The sequence below is a fragment of the Gordonia sp. KTR9 genome (genome assembly GCF_000143885.2).
Classification (GTDB): domain Bacteria; phylum Actinomycetota; class Actinomycetes; order Mycobacteriales; family Mycobacteriaceae; genus Gordonia.
In genome coordinates this window covers 3300599-3316125 of sequence record NC_018581.1, presented here as the reverse complement: position 1 = coordinate 3316125, position 15527 = coordinate 3300599, and the positions used below count along the sequence as shown (strand labels likewise).

Below are 15527 nucleotides of genomic sequence, written 5' to 3'. Positions count from 1 at the left end.
AGGAGGAGAACCTTTGATGACCGAGACAGCACTACATCCCGACGCCACTGCCGCGCAGGCGCCCCCGGTGGAATGGTCGAGCGGGGTACAGGAAACCGTCAACGAATTACTCGAGCGGGCTGCACGCGAATGGCCCGACCGCCCCTTCCTCGAGAACAACGGCGTTGTGCACAGCTACGCCGACCTCGCCGAGTCCGCCGCCGCACTCGCCGCCGGGTTGGCGTCGCTGGGGGTCGCGCGCGGGGACCGGGTCGTGATGTTGCTCGACAACAGCGTCGAGTGCGCGCAGGTGTGGTTCGCCGTGAACTGGCTTGGGGCCATCTGGGTGCCGCTCAACACCGCGAACAAGGGTGAGTTCCTGCGCCACCAGATCGAGAACTCCGGCGCCGCCGTGGTCATCACCGAGTCGCGGTTCGTCGAGCGCCTCGTGGCCGTGGCCGACGGGGTACCCGAGGTGACCACGGTCGTCACCCGGGATGCGACCGACCATCAAATGCCCTGGCGCACTGAGCGTCTCGACGAGCTGACCGCGGCTTCGGCCGGTCACCCGCCGGTGCCGATGGTTTCGGTCGCACCCGGCGATCTCGCGATGTTCATCTACACCTCTGGAACCACCGGGCCGTCCAAGGGGTGCATGATCAGCCACAACTACGTGTGCAATCTGGCCCGTCAGTATCTGATCGGGACCGGCCGGACGCCCGATGAGGTGGCATGGACGGCACTTCCGTTGTTCCACATGAACGCGGCATCGACGGCAGTCCTGTCCACGCTGATGATCGGCAGCAGGGTCTACCTCGCCACGCGGTTCAGTGTGTCGGGATTCTGGCGTCAGATCGAGGAGAGCGGTGCGCGGATTGCGACGCTGCTCGGTGCGATGTTGACCATGGTCGCCAATGCCCCCGAGACGGAGGCGGAGAAGCGGTGTTTCGGTCAGCTCCGTGTCGTGCGCGGTGCGCCGTTCCCGGCCTCATTGCAGGAGCAATGGAAACAGCGGTTCGGCGGGGAGATCTTCGGTTCGAACGCATTCGGTCTCACCGAGGCCTCGCTCGTCACCCTCGCCGACGCGTCGGCAACCCCGCCGCCCGGGAGTGCGGGTCGTCGGGGGCCGGACTTCGACGTCCGGATCGTGGACTACCAGGACTGTGAGGTCCCGGCGGGTGAGGTCGGCGAGATCGTTGTGCGACCCCGTCGCCCCAACATCATGTTCGCCGGTTACTGGCGTCGTCCGGACGCTACGGCCGAGGTGATGAGGAACCTGTGGTTCCACACCGGTGACCTGGGCTATTTCGATGACGATGACTGGCTGTACTTCGCCGACCGCAAGAAGGACTATCTGCGGCGCAGGGGCGAGAACATCTCGTCCTACGAGCTCGAGTCGACGTTCCATCAGCATCCCGCGGTGCGGGAATGCGCGGTGTACGCCGTGCCGAGTGAGCTCACCGAGGACGAGGTCAAGGTGACGGTGACCCTCCGTGAGGGTGAGTCGGTGACCCCGTACGCACTCTGCGAATGGTCGTTGGACCGCTTGCCGTACTTCGCGGTGCCCCGGTACGTCGAGATTCGCGATGAGTTGCCCAAGAACGCACTCGGAAAGATCCTGAAGTTCGAACTCAGGAACGAGGGCGTCACCCCCGACACCTGGGACCGCGAGGAATCCGACCTCGAACTCCGACGGTGAATCCGCTTTGCTGAGCACTCACCGTTCCGCCACTGACAAGGAGAAGACATTGAAGATCGTCGTCGACCGAGACGCGTGCCAGGGCCACGGGCGGTGCGCGGTGTACGCCCCAGAGGTCTATGAACTGGACGACGAGGGCTACTGCGCGATCACCGAGATGCTGGTGCCCCCGGCGCAGGAGGAGGATGCCATTTCCGGCGCCGACGCGTGCCCGGAAAACGCGATCGAGGTCATAGATTAAGCGAGTTTCGGGCGCGGTCCGTTACCATCACCCCATGACAATGCAGCCGGTGGACGCCGCCGTACCCAACGGCGGGTTCCGCGTGCCCAAGACTGCCGAGCTGGTGGCGGCCAACCTGCGCCGGCAGATCATCCGCGGTGAGCTGGTCGAGGGCGACAGCCTTCCGCCCGAACACCAGCTCACCGAGACGTATCAGGTCTCGCGCCCCACGCTGCGGGAAGCGTATCGGATTCTGGAGTCGGAGAGGCTCATCGAGGTGCGGCGCGGCGCCAAGGGTGGGGCGCGCGTGCGCCTGCCGGACGCTGACGTGGCCGCACGGCACGCGGGTCTGATGCTGCAGTTCGAACGCGCCGAGTTGAGCGATGTGTACGTCGCTCGCGCGGTGATGGAAGCCCCCGCCGCGGCGCTTGCAGCAGCCGATCCCAACAAGGAAGGACTCCGCCGGCTCGAGGAGAACCTGGCCGAGGCGGAACGTGTGCTGTCCGACCCCCTCGCCGACCAGAGCCGGCTGCCTCTCCTGTCGCGGAACTTCCACACGATCGTCGTCGAGATGAGTGGCAACAAGACGTTGGCGCTGTTCGACTCGATGATCGGCACGATCATCGACCTGGCCAGCAAGAACTTCGTGACAACGCAGTCGACTATGCGCCGCCCCAAATCGACGGCCACCGCGCTCAAAGCGCACAAGAAGTTGTACCGGCTCATCGCCGCGGGCGACGTCGAGGGCGCTGACGCGCTGTGGCGTCAGCACCTCGACGGTGTGTCGGAGACCATGACCGACGTGGTACCGGGCACGGTCATCGATCTGCTCAGCTAGCCCAGCGTGGCAGCACCGCGATGGTCGCGGCCGCCGTGATCTCGTCGCGCTGATTGCGGGACCGCACCGTGCATTCGACGCGCCCGTCGTCACCGACCGTGACGACCTCCCCCGAGATGCGGGTGAGGTCACCGATCAGGTTCGGTGCCAACAACTTTGCATCCAGGTCTACGATTGTCGCGACGTCGCCGCACCAGTCGGTGACGAGCTGTGCGAGCCACGAGATCCGCTGGGCGCCGAAGTCGTAGCCGCGCGCGAGTCCGTTCTGTCGCGCGATGTCGGTGTCCCAGTGTCCGGCTTCCGCGGTGTCGGGATACCCGTTCTCGCCGAACAATCGCGACGCCGGGTCCTCCGACCACATCCGGTGGGCCGGCCGGTCGGTGAGCACCAGCGGGGAGCCCCAGCCGAGCAACCAGGCGATGATGGAAGTCACCGTGAGCGGGCCCTTCACCAGCGTGCCCAGTCGATCGCCCACGCGAACGTCGGTGCCGAAAACCGGTCGAGAGTCGGAGTGGCTCTCGCGCAACGACTCACGCATCAGGTCGTCGAGTTCGGTAAGCGTGTATGACGGTGGCGCGGGCGCGTCGGCAGCGCGGGGGAGTGCCTTGTCGGCGCGTGCGAACCGCATGGTGCGCTTGTGGCATTCGGCGAGCAGTGTGTCGTCGACGTGATAACAGTAGCGCTCCTCCAGCTCGACGACCCGGCCACGGCTGCGTGACGTCCTGACCTCCACGCCGGCCAGTTCCACGGTCGTCCTCACGCAACGGTCGAGCTCGACGTCGGAGTGAAACGTCCACCGGTCGCCCTTCCAGAGCGCGGCGAATCCCGGCAGGTACGACGACGGTGCCGGGGGGACGGCATCGGCCGGTCGCCCGACGCTGCTGCAACTGTAGAGATAGGTCGGCGGCACTCGTCCGCCGGTTTCCCACAGAGGGTTGTCATCGCCGATACCGGCCGCGAAGTGCCGAACCGACTCGGCGGTGACCTGTCGGTTCCACCCCTCGACCGGGACGGGGACGCCGATCGTGCTGCGCAGCAGCGCGAGTCGATCGTCGAGATCAGACATTGCACTCCTCGATCATCGGTGGGCTCGGACCAGCGAACGTCACAATCAGATATATAATACAACTAAATTAGGGACGCGAGTTCGGTATGACCGGCGACACGGAGAGCGTCATCTCGCTCGACGACATCCTCACACTGCGACGGACCGGTGTGGACCGCTACGCGGGGTCGCCGGCCCCGGATGGGGGTGGACGCCTCTACGGAGGCCATGCCATCGCACAGGCCGTCATCGCGGCGTCTGAGACGGTCAGCGGCTCGGTCCTGCGGTCGCTGCAGATCGACTTCCTCCGCCCGGGGAAGGAGGAGCGCGGAGTCGATTACGCGGTGCAGCGGCTGCTCACCGGACGCCGTCTTGCGAGTCGACGGGTCGAGGGCCACCAGGGCGGCAAGCTCTTGTTCACCGCCACGGCGCTTTTCGCCGGCCAGGAGATCGCCGGGGCGGTGGATCTGCCCGAGGGGAAGAAAATGACCGACATGCCGCCGATCCCCACCAGGCGGGCTGTCGAACAACACGAAGTACGTGGCGTCGACGTGCCGGGCGCAGCGATTCCCCGATATGAGCGGACCGGGATGCGGTTCGTCGATGACCCGCCGCGGGTGGCGGCGCACACCGGATGCGTGCCGCGACGGAGCCGTGGGTACTGCGATCTGCGCGAGTTGGACCCCGAGCGGGCGATCGCGGGTCTCGGCTATGCGAGCGATCTGTCCATGCTCGACCCGGTGGCCTACAGTACCGGCCTGATCTGGCGCGAATCCGCGGTTCCGGCCACCCTCACGCACACGATGACCGTCCACCGGCCAGATCTCGTCGGCAGCATCCTGCTCTTCGATCGCGAGCTCGCCGGCGCCACGGACGGTATCGTCACCGTGGTCGCCGGCGTCTACGCCACGAGCGGGCACCGGGCCGCGACCCTCACGCAGAGCGCATTGCTCCTGGAGCCGTGACCGGGTGCCCGGATCGAGGCACCCGACGGCGGCCCTATCGGGCCGCGGTCACACCTAGGTCGAGCGGACCCTCGACGACGACGTGCCCGAACAGCCGGGTCTCGACCCCGAGCGACGCCGCAAGAGTGAGAGCCGAATCAGAGTCCTTGCTCAGATATTTGCCGACGCGTTCGCCGAAGGCGGCGACACTGCGCTCGGCGGACATCCGACGCATCGCGTCGGAGGCGCCACTGCACTGATTGACTGTCGACAGGAGTACGGCCGGATCGACACCGAGATCCTGCCCGATGCGCGCCGCTTCGGCGACCATCTGCACGTTGGCTGTGAACAACAGGTTGTTGATCAGCTTGATGGTGCTCGCGGTGCCGAGACCGCCCGTCGGAAGGTACCGACCGGAATAGGCCGTGACCGTACGCTCGGCGGTGTCCACCGCGTCGGGATCGCCGCCGGCCAGAACCGTGAGGCGACCTTCGCGAATGTCGGTCGCACTGCCACTGATCGGTGCATCGACAACCCGAGCGCCTCGGCGCGCGGCGGCATCGGCGATTGCGCTGATCAGGCGGGGTCCGGCAGTGGTGTGAATGACGAGCGTTGCACCGGCGTCGAGGTGAACCGCGACGCCGTCGTCACCGAGCACCACGTCCTCGAGCTGCGGCTCGTCGAAGAGGCAGACGACGACCAGCTCGCGGCCGCGGGTGGCAGCGGCGGGTGTGTCCACCACGTGTGCCCCTGCGGCGGTCAGCTCCTCGGCGACCTCGCGTCGGCGCACCGAAACGGTGACAGGCACCTGACGATCGAGGAGACGATGGATCATCGGGGTGCCCATGCTGCCCGCGCCGATGAACCCCACGTGCGGTCCGGCCGCCGGGGTGGTGCCGGGCGAGAGCGGTTGCCCACTCACAGGCCGGTCACCCCCGCCTTGAGCAGGGCGCCCGCATCGACCTTGAGTTGCAGGCCCGTCACATAGCGCGACTCGTCGGAGGACAGGAACACGACCGCGTTGCTGATGTCCTCGGGCTCCACATAAGGCACCGGCATGATCTGGGTGGTCGCGAAGGCGTCCAGAACATCTTCCCGCTTCGGGTCCTCGAGGTCGGGACGGAAGACCTTGTACATGGGAGCGCTGTGGAGCATCGGGGTGTTGCAGTTCCCCGGGTGCACTGCGTTGACCCGGATGTTCTGGGGGCCGAGCTGAATCGCGAGAGCATTGACCAGCGAGGCGACGCCGCGCTTGGCATACGAGTAGCCGGCGCCGCCGGGCCCGTTCTTGACGCCCTGTGGTGTCAGACCGGCAAATGAACCGGTCGCGATGATCGATGCACCCGCCTGGAGGTGGGGGAGCGCCACGTCGATCGCGTTCTGCACGCCGGTCAGATTCGTCGACACGGTCTCGAGCCACACCGAGTCGGGCTCGCCCTCCCCGAGCGGGCACACCCCGGCATTGGCGATCACGATGTCGAGCCGGCCCAGTTCGGCGACGCCGGAGTCGACGGCGGCGGCGAGGGCGGCCTTGTCCCGTACGTCGACGATATGGGGACTGATTCGACCGTCGAGGCCCTTGACCATATCCACCGTCTCGGCGAGATCATCGGGCGTGGCGAGCGGATAGTTCATCCACTCCGGCTGTGCGCAGATGTCCACCGCGATGATGTCGGCACCTTCGCGTGCCAACGCCAGGGCATGGCTGCGCCCCTGTCCTCGTGCGGCACCGGTGATCAGGGCGACTTTGCCCGCAACCCTACCTGTCATTGGTTACTCCTTACGTTCGGTCGTGCCGAGGTGCCCGGCCCGTGATGGTTGTGAACTGTCGTCGTCCGGATCGTTCGCCGGCAGCTCGTGTCAGTCGCTCGTCAGCGTCCGGTCCACTGTGGCGCCCGCTTCTCGGCGAAGGCGGCGAGGCCCTCGCGCGCGTCATCGGAGGCGTTGACAGCGGCGGCTTCGCGTGCAGTGTGTTCCCACAAACCCGCCTCGGCCGGTACGGAACCGTCGCTGATGCCCTTGGCTATCCGTTTGGTGGCCTGTACCGCCACCGGACCGTTTGCACCGATGGCGTCGGCCAGCAGCAGCGCCTCGGCCCGGACGCGGTCGGCGGGGACCACGCGGTTGACGAGATGGTGCTCGAGAGCTGCTTCGGCGCTCAGTGATCCACCGGTCAGCAGGAGTTCGAGGGCCAGGCGTTCGGGAAGTTGCCGCGTCCAACGGAAGGCGCCACCGGCGCCGGCAACTCGTCCTCGCTTCACCTCGGGCAGTCCGAAGACCGCGTTTTCGGAGGCGACGATGAGGTCGCTGGCGAGAGCGAGTTCGGTGCCCCCGCCCAGCGCGAGGCCGTTGACGGCGGCGATCGTCGGCTTGGAGATCGGGTGGTTGACGTAGCCGGCCAGTCCCCATGCTTCCCGTCCGGGCGGGATGATCGGCTCGCCCCTGGCGATCGCCTTCAGATCTGCGCCGGAGCAGAAGGCCTGTTCACCTGCCCCGGTGAGAACCACCGTGCGGATGTCGCGATCCTGTTCGGCGTCCTCGAGGGCATCACCGATCGCCAGGCACACGCTCATGTCCACTGCGTTGCGGACCTCGGGCCGGTTGATCGTGATCACCAGCGTATGGCCCTCTTGGACGATTACCACGGACTCGGTCACAGTCGACCCTTTCCGGTCAGGTCCCGACGCCGGTGGCGTCGGCGCCGTCCTGCACATGGCGGCGTAAGGCGAACTTCTGGATCTTGCCGGTCCCGGTCTTCGGGAGGTCGGTGAAGACGATGCGTCGCGGCACCTTGTATCCGGCGAGGTGGGTGCGCGAGAACTCGATGAGTTCGTCCGCGGTCACCTCCTGGCCGGACCTGAGGGTCACGAAGGCGACCGGTACTTCACCCCAGCGCTCATGCGGTGCCCCGACGACGGCTACCTCGGATACCGCAGGATGACGCGACATCGCTTGTTCGACCTCGATGGAAGCGATGTTCTCACCGCCGGAGATGATGACGTCCTTGCGCCGGTCCCGCAGCTCGATCTCACCCGCGGGATGCACCACTGCGAGGTCACCCGTACGAAACCACCCGCCGCCGAATGCGTCGCGGGTGCCGTCGGGATCGTCGTGGTAACCGGCGGCGACGGTGTTACCGCGGATGAGGACCTCGCCCACGGTCTGCCCGTCGGGAGGAACGTCGACTCGGGCCGGGTCCCCGTCCGGGACGACCCGCAGCAATTGCGCGACGACACTGGCATTGCCTTGCCGCGACTTCAGCACAGCCTGCTCGGTCAACGGCAGCGCATCCCACTCCGGTTGCCACTCGCGCAGCACCGACGGTCCGAACGTCTCGGTGAGACCGTACAGGTGGGTGACGGAGATGTTGAGGTCGGCGAGTGCCTTCAACAACGACGGGGAGGGCGGGGCCCCGCCGGTACCCACGGCCATCGGGTGATCGACGCGGATGGCGCGCTCGTGCGCGGCGAGGTCGATCAACACCGTCGGGGCGGCGTTCATGCTGGTGACGCCCTCGTCGAGGATCTTCTCCCAGATCGTGCCGGTGTCGACCTTGCGCACGCAGACGTGTGTCCCGCCGGCGGCGGTGACAGCCCACGGGAACGACCACCCGTTGCAATGGAACATGGGGAGCACCCACAGATGAACGGTCTCGGGGACCAGCCGCGCGTGGTAGGCCATCGACAGCGCCTGCAGATAGGCGCCGCGATGGTGATAGACAACGCCTTTCGGCTTGCCGGTCGTACCACTGGTGTAGTTGATCGCGATCGGCCCGCGTTCGTCGGTGAGCCGACGGTGCAGTTGCGCTGCGCTGCCCACGCGGTTGTCGTAGGTCGTCGAGTCCATGGCGGTCGCCACACCCAGCGTCTCGGCCACTGCGGCCAGGCTGTCGTCGTAAAGGAGGACATCAGCGCCCGCGTGCTCGACGATGTAGCGCAGTTCGGCTGCAGCGAGTCGCGTGTTCAGCGTGACCACCACCGCGCCCGCCATCGCCACACCGAAGTGGGCTTCGAGGAGCATCGCGCTGTTCGGAGCGAGGACCGCCACACGGTCGCCGGGCCCGACGCCGAGTTCGGCGAGCAGCCCGGCCTGACGACGGCATCGCTCGAGGAGTTCGGCGTAAGTGCGGCGTACCGGACCGTCCACGACGGCGATTCGGTGACCGTGCACCACGGCCGCGCGCTCGAGGTACGTGACCGGCGTCAGCGGTTCGAAGGACGAGTCGAGCTCGGGTTCGTTCATGTCGTCTCCGCGTCCGTTCCACTGTGACGGTGCGTGGGCATCGGTCACCGTGCGTTGAAGCGCTGGGCCCCGTCGATGCGGATGACCTCACCGTTCAGGTAGTCGTTCTCGGCGATGTGAAGCGCGAGAGACGCGTACTCCTCGACGTGCCCCATGCGCTTCGGATTGGGGACGCCCGGACCGAATTTGGCCTGCGCGTCGTCCTCGCTCATGCCGTAAGCCGGGGTGAAGAACGTGCCGGGGGCGATCGACATGACCCGCACGCCGACGGGCGCCAGGTCGCGAGCGGCGGTCAGATTCAGTCCGATCACGCCGCCCTTAGCCGCAGAGTAGTCGGTCTGACCGGGCGCGCCCTCGAAGCCCGCGATGCTGGCCGTGCTGATCACGACGCCTCGCTGTCCCGATTCCAGGGGCTCGTTGGCCGTCATCGCGGCCGCCGCCTGACTCATCACGTTGAAAGTGCCCGACAAGAAGATGTCGACCGTCTTGCGGAAACGCTCGAGTCCGTAGGGTTTGCCGTCCCGGTCGACGATGCGGGCGCGCGCCGCCGACCCGCCGTGCACGATCACGGCGACGCGCAGCGGACCCAGCTCAGAGGCGGCCGCGATGGCAGCGCGGACAGACTCCTCATCGGTCACGTCGGTGCTGCGGAACACGGCGGAACCGGATAGCTCCGCCGCGAGTTCCTGACCGCGTTCCTCGGCGAGATCGGCGATGACGACCTTCATTCCGGCCTCGACGAGCCGCCGAACCGTGGCCGCGCCGAACCCGCCCGCGCCGCCGGTCACGATCGCCGAGCCGCCTTCGAGAATCATACTTGTCGTCTCCTACTGTGAGCTGTTTCGGATATGGTTAACTTTTTATACCCAATCGGGGTTGGCGCACAAGGTCCCACATCCCGAAGCCGCATCCTGTGGCTGGCTGACGAAACGAGGTAACAGTGACCGACGCAGTGATTGTGAGTGCCGTTCGAACGCCGATCGGCACCGCGCGCAAGGGTTCCTTGGCCAATACCACCGCGCTGGAACTCGCACACGAGGCCGTCGGGGAGGCGCTGCGCCGGTCGACGGTCGACCCTGATCTGGTGGACGATGTCATCTTCGCCGAATCCGGCTGGGGCGGGGGCGACATCGCTCGGCACTCGGCAGTGACCAACGGGATGGTTCGAGTCCCCGGCCAGGCGGTCAACCGGCACTGCGCGGGGAGTCTGGCTTCGGTGGGCAACGCGGCGGCGGCTATTCGTGCCGACATGAACGACGTCGTGATCGCCGGCGGCGTGCAGTCGACGTCGACGGCACCGACGATGCGCTGGCGGGTGCCAGGCACCAGCGATGAGTTCGTCGAGAACTGGTTGAGTCCCACGCATCCGGACTCGCCTGCGGCGCCCAACCGGGACATGTCGATCACCGTCGGTTGGAACACCGCCCGCGCCGCGGACATCGATCGAGAGACGATGGACCGGTGGGCGCTTCGGTCGCATCAGCGTGCCATCGCAGCCATCGATGAGGGTCTGTTCGACGATGAGATCGTCTCGGTGAAGGCTCTTCAGCTCGACGGTTCGTACCGCGATTTCGCGGTGGACGAGCACCCGCGTCGAACCAGTACCTACGAGAAGCTCGCCTCGCTCGCCCCGCTCCATCCGGAGATCGAGGGATTCTCCATCACGGCAGGCAATGCCAGCGGCGTCAACGACGCCGCGGCCGCACTCACGCTCGCGAACGGTGACCTCGCCGCCGCGCAGGGATGGCCGGTCCTCGCGCGGGTCCGATCCTGGGCCGCGGTCGGGATCGAGCCGGCGCTCATGGGCATGGGTGTCGTGGATGTCGTGCCACTGGCCCTGCGCAAGGCCGGAGTGGATCTCGGCGACGTCGACGTGTGGGAGATCAACGAAGCGTTCGCATCGGTGCCCATCGCGGCGTGTCGCCGCCTGGGTATCAGTGAAGAGAAGGTCAACATGCTGGGCAGCGGCTGCAGCCTCGGCCATCCGGTCGCGGCATCGGGTGCCCGGATGCTCACCACACTGATCCATCAACTCCGACGCAGCGGCGGCGGCACCGGTGTCGCCGCGATGTGCGCGGGCGGGGGGCAGGCCGGGGCGGTCGTGCTCGAGGTGTACTGAGGCGAACCGAGACGGGCCGGCGAGTCGCCGGCCCGTCGGCGTCAGAGCGGACGGAACACGGGTACCGCACGGTCTTGGGTGTGGATGAACGTGACGGTGACGCGCATGCCGATCTGCACGTCCTCGGGATCGACGTCGATCAGATTGGCGGTGACCCGGAGGCCGGTCTGATCGTCGAGTTCCACCACCGCCGCGACGAACGGCACTTTCCAGCCGGGCAGCCACGGGTAGCGGTTGACGGTGTAGGTGAACACGGTCCCGTCGCCCGTGACGGCCTCCGGGCGGAGCGTGTCGGTGAGGCAGTACGGGCACCGGGGTTGTCCCGGGTGGATGAACCTGCGGCACTCTGAGCAGCGAGGGAGTTGCCAGGTCCCCGTCAGTCCTGACGTCCAGAACGCGGCGTTCGCCTCGGTGACAGGTGGTAGAACCCGGCTCTCGGCCAGGGGGTCTGCGGCCAGATCGCGGGAGGGGGTCATGGAAAGCTCCTGGGTTCGATCGACGCCGGGTACCGACGAGTCGCGGTACTCGACTCAATTCGATAGATGATTATACTAACTTTACGGCGTGCGGACAGTCGCCGCCATGACCGTTGAAAGGTCGAGGTCGATGCATCATTTCGAGTCCGACGTGGTGATCAGTGGAATCGGGCAGTCAGCGGTGGGGCGCCGCCTCGGACGATCCGGCCTGGACCTCACGGTCGAGGCGACCCGGGTGGCCTTGGCCGATGCCGGACTCACTCGTGCGGAAGTCAACGGACTGTCGGCCTACCCGTCGATGCACGACGACCCGGGCTTCGGGCCAGTCAGCGTATACGAGCTGAAGGAGGCGCTGCGCCTCGATCTCGACTGGATCGTCGGGATGCCCCATTCGATGGGCCAGTTCGGGCCGATCATCGAAGGGGCGATGGCGATCTCGTCCGGTCTCGCCGACCACGTGCTCTGCTATCGCACGATGACGGAGTCCACTGCACAGGGTGCCGCCGGACGCGCGGCCGTCACCGGTCGACCGCGGGCTTCGCTGAACCAGACGGTCGAGTACTTCATGCCGTACGGCCTTGCCAGTGCAGCGCCGTGGGTGGCGCTGTACATGCAGCGCTACCTTCACGAATTCGGTGCCAGTAGAGAACAATTCGGCGGATTGGCGGTCGCGCAGCGCAAGCACGCGATGTTGAATCCGAAAGCGTTGTTCCGGGAGCCGATGTCGATCGAGGACTATCTGGGTGCGCGGATGATCTCCGATCCGGTGTCCCTGTATGACTGCGACGTCCCGATCGACGGGAGCACCGTCGTCATCCTGTCCCGCAAGGATGCCTGCCCACGACCCGAGGCCTCGGTGGGCATCGAAGCCGTGGGGGCCGGGATGCGGGTCAGTGCCTACTGGGATCAGTCGCCAGACATGATTCAGATGGCGGCCACCGGTGCGGCGCAGCGACTCTGGCAGCGCACCGATCTGTCTCCGTCGGATGTCGACGTCGCCCTGCTCTACGACGGATTCAGCTACCTCGCCATCACGTGGCTAGAGGCTCTCGGCTTTTGCGGGCGAGGCGAGGGTGCCGCCTTCGTCGAAGGCGGCGAGCGCATCTCGCTGGGCGGGCAACTGCCGGTCAACACGCAGGGTGGTCATCTGTCCGGTGGGCGGCTGCACGGTTTCGGCATGCTCCATGAGGCCTGCCTCCAGGTTCGCGGTCAGGCGGACCGGCGCCAGGTCGCCGGGGCCGAGCTGGCCGTCGCGACCGCCGGTGGCGGTCCGTTGGCCGGCTGTCTGCTGGTTTCCTCGCCGGTCTGAGCGATCCGCTCGTACCCCCTTGACGTCGGCCTCCGTTGTGGCTTTAATCACGTTAAAGAAATAACTCTTTAAGCGATTCGCTGCGTCGCCGTGAGCGCGGAGCCACACCAGGAGCAACCATGACGAGCACCCTCGATTCCACTCCCACCGCGAACCCCATCAAGGACCGGGACGCGATCTACGTCGCCGGACAGTGGCAGAAGCCGGCCGGCGGCGAACAGATCACCGTCGTCGATCCCACGACCGGAACGTCGATCGCCACTCTGGCCGCTGCGGGCGTCGACGATGTCGACCGAGCAGTGCTGTCCGCGCGCGAAGCACTGGACTCCGCCGTGTGGAGCGGACGCGCACCCGACGAGCGTGCCGCGACACTCGTGGCCATCGCCGAGGCGCTCGACGCCCGGTCCGAGGCGTTCCTCTCGATACTGGTCGCCGACCTCGGATTGCCGCGTTCGTTCGCTGAGTTCGTCAATCAGACCGTGTCGCAGATCTGGCGTGATGTCGCGGATCTGGCCGCCGAGCTGAAGACCGAGGAGACTCGCACCGGCGCCGGATACAAGACCGTCATCCGCCGCGAGCCCGTCGGTGTCGTCGCCGCCATCGTCCCGTTCAACGCCCCGACCGCGCTGGCCGCGGCGAAGATCGCGCCGGCTCTGCTCGCCGGGTGTTCGATCGTGGTGAAGGCGGACCCGTCGACGCCGTTGGCGTCCTACCTCCTCGCCGAGGTGTTCGACGAGGTCGGACTGCCGCCTGGTGTGATCTCCGTTTTGCCCGCGGGTCGCGAGGTCGGCGCGCATCTCGTGGCACATCCCGGCGTGGATTTCGTGAGCTTCACCGGCAGTACCGCATCCGGCCGCGCGGTGATGAAGTCGGCTGCCGACCACATGGCCCGCATGACCCTGGAACTCGGAGGCAAGAGTGCCGCGGTCATCCTCGACGACGCGGACCCCGCGGCCGTGTTGCCCTTGCTCATCCCGCTCGCACTGGGGCAGTCGGGACAGGTGTGCACCGCCCTCACGCGTCTTCTGGTGCCCGAGGATCGCCTCGACCTGTGGTCTGAACTGCTCGCCGGCGCGTTCGCGTCGCTGCCGGTCGGCAACCCGGCCGCCGCTGAAACGGTCATCGGCCCACTCGTCAACGAGGATGCAGTTGCGCGGTGTGAGCGCTTCGTCGCGGCGGCCGTCGACACCGGCGCCCGCGTTCTCGCCGGCGGCGAACGGTTGTCGTTGCCGGGGATGGAGAACGGCTACTTCTTCGCTCCGACTTTGCTCGGCGACGTGGCACCCGACTCCGCGGTCGCCCAGGACGAGGTCTTCGGACCGGTGATCAGCCTGATCACCTACCGCGATGTCGACGACGCGGTGCGTATCGCCAACGGCACCGACTTCGGTTTGGCCGCAGCGGTGTTCGGCACCGATCTCGAGCACGCGCTCGCCGTGGCCGACCGCCTCGACGCCGGCGTGGTGGCGGTGAACAGCCCGGGTACCGCGATGGCGCAGCCGTTCGGTGGCTACAAGCAGTCGGGAATCGGGCGCGAAGGCGGCCCCGAGGGACTCGACCACTTCTTCGAGGTCAAGCAGATCCGGGTGCCCGAGTGACCCCGTCCGCCCACCTGGCCCCATCCGACCGAAAGGGAACTTGCGATGTCCGGTTCTGACCGCCCCCCGTTCGATGACCTCCCCCTCCTGGAGGGGATGAAGATCCGCTCCGCCTGGGGCCACTACGGCTCCAAGGATTCACTCGGAGCCGTCAACCTCATCACCGAAGACGTGGTGCGTGCCGCCGCGGCACTGGTGCACAGCGGGGAGCGCTTCGTGCTCTCGATGCCGCTGTCGATGCCCGATCCGCCCTTTTTCGGCCGCGAACCGCTCAAACACGAGTCGTTCAGCACCTATCAGGACGTCACCGACGACCGACTCGACAATTTCTATCCGCAGGCCGGCAGCCAGTGGGATGCGTTGGGCCATCATGGATATCCGGCCGAACGCGGCTTCTACAACGGACGCACCGAGGCGGACGTACTGGAAAAGGGTGAGCTCGGCATCGACGGGCCGGCGGCGCGAGGTCTGGTGACGCGGGGGGTGCTGCTCGACGTCCCGCGTCATCTCGAACGCAGTGGCGTGGACTATTCACCGGACAGCCGCTTCGAGATCGGCGCCGACTTGCTCGCCGACATCGCCCGGTCACAGGGCGTCGAACTCCGAACCGGCGACATCCTGTGCGTGCGCACGGGATGGGTCGGATACTACAAGGGCCTCGATGAGGGTGCCCGTCGCAACCTGGCCGAGGCCAGCCACCGGCTGGCTTTCGAGACCCCCGGCCTCGGGCCGGCGGAGGGTATCGGGCGGCTCGTCTGGGAGTCGGGCATCGTGGCAGTGGCCGTCGACAACCCGGGTGTCGAGCCCTTCCCGCCGCCGATGGTCACCGAGCCCCAACCGGGTCCGGACACCGAAAACCTCGTGCACACTCAACTTCTCACCGCGCTGGGGGTGCACTTGGGCGAGTTCTTCGACTTCGACGCGCTCGCCGAGGCCTGTGCAGCCGACGGACGCTACGACTTCTTGCTCACCTCGGCCCCGCTGTGGATCGACGGTGGCATCGGCTCCCCGCCGAACGCGCTGGCAATCCGCTGAGTGCCGAACATACACAGAGACAG

15 protein-coding genes are annotated in these 15527 nt (G+C 67.0%); 8 read left to right on the top strand and 7 right to left on the bottom strand.

Annotation, left to right across the window (positions count from 1 at the left end; translation table 11 throughout):
* Positions 1 to 16: 16 nt before the first annotated feature.
* From KTR9_RS15595 to KTR9_RS15585, 3 genes are read left to right on the top strand one after another with little or no spacing between them, the layout of a single operon-like run.
* Positions 17 to 1678 carry an AMP-binding protein gene (locus KTR9_RS15595; RefSeq protein ID WP_014927177.1) on the top strand — a complete coding sequence of 554 codons (1662 nt, stop codon included), beginning with the start codon at positions 17 to 19 and terminating at the stop codon, positions 1676 to 1678.
* 49 nt (positions 1679 to 1727) lie between these two features.
* The gene (locus tag KTR9_RS15590; protein ID WP_014927176.1) at positions 1728 to 1919 is read left to right on the top strand and encodes a ferredoxin; all 192 of its coding nucleotides are present in this window, start codon (positions 1728 to 1730) and stop codon (positions 1917 to 1919) included.
* A gap of 34 nt (positions 1920 to 1953) precedes the next feature.
* Entirely contained in the window at positions 1954 to 2736 is a 783-nt protein-coding gene (locus KTR9_RS15585; protein WP_044506853.1) for a FadR/GntR family transcriptional regulator, read from the top strand.
* On the opposite strand, the gene KTR9_RS15580 is transcribed toward KTR9_RS15585, so the two are convergent.
* A complete protein-coding gene (locus tag KTR9_RS15580) occupies positions 2729 to 3802 on the bottom strand; it encodes a hypothetical protein (RefSeq protein ID WP_014927174.1) in 1074 nt (357 codons plus the stop codon). The two genes, KTR9_RS15585 and KTR9_RS15580, sit on opposite strands and share 8 nt — an antisense overlap.
* Before the next feature lie 86 nt (positions 3803 to 3888).
* On the opposite strand from KTR9_RS15580, the gene KTR9_RS15575 reads away from it, so the two are divergent.
* The gene (locus KTR9_RS15575; RefSeq protein ID WP_014927173.1) at positions 3889 to 4746 is read left to right on the top strand and encodes an acyl-CoA thioesterase; all 858 of its coding nucleotides are present in this window, start codon (positions 3889 to 3891) and stop codon (positions 4744 to 4746) included.
* A 34-nt stretch (positions 4747 to 4780) separates the two neighbouring features.
* On the opposite strand, the gene KTR9_RS15570 is transcribed toward KTR9_RS15575, so the two are convergent.
* From KTR9_RS15570 to KTR9_RS15550, 5 genes are all read right to left on the bottom strand, one after another.
* The gene (locus tag KTR9_RS15570; RefSeq protein WP_014927172.1) at positions 4781 to 5647 is read right to left on the bottom strand and encodes an NAD(P)-dependent oxidoreductase; all 867 of its coding nucleotides are present in this window, start codon (positions 5645 to 5647) and stop codon (positions 4781 to 4783) included.
* Positions 5644 to 6495 carry a mycofactocin-coupled SDR family oxidoreductase gene (locus tag KTR9_RS15565; RefSeq protein WP_014927171.1) on the bottom strand — a complete coding sequence of 284 codons (852 nt, stop codon included), beginning with the start codon at positions 6493 to 6495 and terminating at the stop codon, positions 5644 to 5646. Before KTR9_RS15565 ends, KTR9_RS15570 begins: the two co-directional genes overlap by 4 nt.
* A 101-nt stretch (positions 6496 to 6596) precedes the next feature.
* Complete coding sequence (locus tag KTR9_RS15560) at positions 6597 to 7439, bottom strand: enoyl-CoA hydratase-related protein (RefSeq protein WP_083888974.1); 843 nt, start codon at positions 7437 to 7439, stop codon at positions 6597 to 6599.
* Positions 7399 to 8967, bottom strand: coding sequence for an AMP-binding protein (locus KTR9_RS15555; RefSeq protein WP_044507997.1), 1569 nt, complete (start codon positions 8965 to 8967; stop codon positions 7399 to 7401). The genes KTR9_RS15560 and KTR9_RS15555 overlap by 41 nt, the downstream gene beginning before the upstream one ends.
* A gap of 44 nt (positions 8968 to 9011) precedes the next feature.
* Complete coding sequence (locus tag KTR9_RS15550) at positions 9012 to 9782, bottom strand: SDR family NAD(P)-dependent oxidoreductase (RefSeq protein ID WP_014927168.1); 771 nt, start codon at positions 9780 to 9782, stop codon at positions 9012 to 9014.
* Between the two features lie 125 nt (positions 9783 to 9907).
* Between KTR9_RS15550 and KTR9_RS15545 the strand changes: the two genes are divergently transcribed.
* Positions 9908 to 11086: a thiolase family protein gene (locus KTR9_RS15545; RefSeq protein WP_014927167.1), complete on the top strand. Its 1179-nt coding sequence runs from the start codon at positions 9908 to 9910 to the stop codon at positions 11084 to 11086.
* 41 nt (positions 11087 to 11127) lie between these two features.
* Here the strand turns inward: KTR9_RS15545 and KTR9_RS15540 are convergent, their stop codons facing one another.
* On the bottom strand, positions 11128 to 11562 hold the full coding sequence (locus KTR9_RS15540) for a Zn-ribbon domain-containing OB-fold protein (protein WP_014927166.1): 435 nt from the start codon (positions 11560 to 11562) through the stop codon (positions 11128 to 11130).
* 130 nt (positions 11563 to 11692) lie between these two features.
* On the opposite strand from KTR9_RS15540, the gene KTR9_RS15535 reads away from it, so the two are divergent.
* The 3 genes from KTR9_RS15535 to KTR9_RS15525 all read left to right on the top strand — a co-directional run bounded on the left by KTR9_RS15535 (position 11693) and on the right by KTR9_RS15525 (position 15504).
* Positions 11693 to 12871: a thiolase C-terminal domain-containing protein gene (locus KTR9_RS15535; protein WP_014927165.1), complete on the top strand. Its 1179-nt coding sequence runs from the start codon at positions 11693 to 11695 to the stop codon at positions 12869 to 12871.
* A gap of 119 nt (positions 12872 to 12990) precedes the next feature.
* Entirely contained in the window at positions 12991 to 14469 is a 1479-nt protein-coding gene (locus tag KTR9_RS15530) for an aldehyde dehydrogenase family protein (protein WP_014927164.1), read from the top strand.
* A 45-nt stretch (positions 14470 to 14514) separates the two neighbouring features.
* Entirely contained in the window at positions 14515 to 15504 is a 990-nt protein-coding gene (locus tag KTR9_RS15525; RefSeq protein WP_014927163.1) for a cyclase family protein, read from the top strand.
* Positions 15505 to 15527 lie beyond the last annotated feature (23 nt).

Excerpts from the sequence above, each read along its gene's own strand:
- KTR9_RS15595 (WP_014927177.1), top strand. The coding sequence starts at position 17 with ATGACCGAGACAGCACTACATCCCGACGCCACTGCCGCGCAGGCGCCC.
- KTR9_RS15585 (WP_044506853.1), top strand. The coding sequence starts at position 1,954 with ATGACAATGCAGCCGGTGGACGCCGCCGTACCCAACGGCGGGTTCCGC.
- KTR9_RS15580 (WP_014927174.1), bottom strand. The coding sequence starts at position 3,802 with ATGTCTGATCTCGACGATCGACTCGCGCTGCTGCGCAGCACGATCGGC.
- KTR9_RS15575 (WP_014927173.1), top strand. The coding sequence starts at position 3,889 with ATGACCGGCGACACGGAGAGCGTCATCTCGCTCGACGACATCCTCACA.
- KTR9_RS15565 (WP_014927171.1), bottom strand. The coding sequence starts at position 6,495 with ATGACAGGTAGGGTTGCGGGCAAAGTCGCCCTGATCACCGGTGCCGCA.
- KTR9_RS15560 (WP_083888974.1), bottom strand. The coding sequence starts at position 7,439 with ATGTGCAGGACGGCGCCGACGCCACCGGCGTCGGGACCTGACCGGAAA.
- KTR9_RS15555 (WP_044507997.1), bottom strand. The coding sequence starts at position 8,967 with ATGAACGAACCCGAGCTCGACTCGTCCTTCGAACCGCTGACGCCGGTC.
- KTR9_RS15550 (WP_014927168.1), bottom strand. The coding sequence starts at position 9,782 with ATGATTCTCGAAGGCGGCTCGGCGATCGTGACCGGCGGCGCGGGCGGG.
- KTR9_RS15540 (WP_014927166.1), bottom strand. The coding sequence starts at position 11,562 with ATGACCCCCTCCCGCGATCTGGCCGCAGACCCCCTGGCCGAGAGCCGG.
- KTR9_RS15535 (WP_014927165.1), top strand. The coding sequence starts at position 11,693 with ATGCATCATTTCGAGTCCGACGTGGTGATCAGTGGAATCGGGCAGTCA.
- KTR9_RS15530 (WP_014927164.1), top strand. The coding sequence starts at position 12,991 with ATGACGAGCACCCTCGATTCCACTCCCACCGCGAACCCCATCAAGGAC.
- KTR9_RS15525 (WP_014927163.1), top strand. The coding sequence starts at position 14,515 with ATGTCCGGTTCTGACCGCCCCCCGTTCGATGACCTCCCCCTCCTGGAG.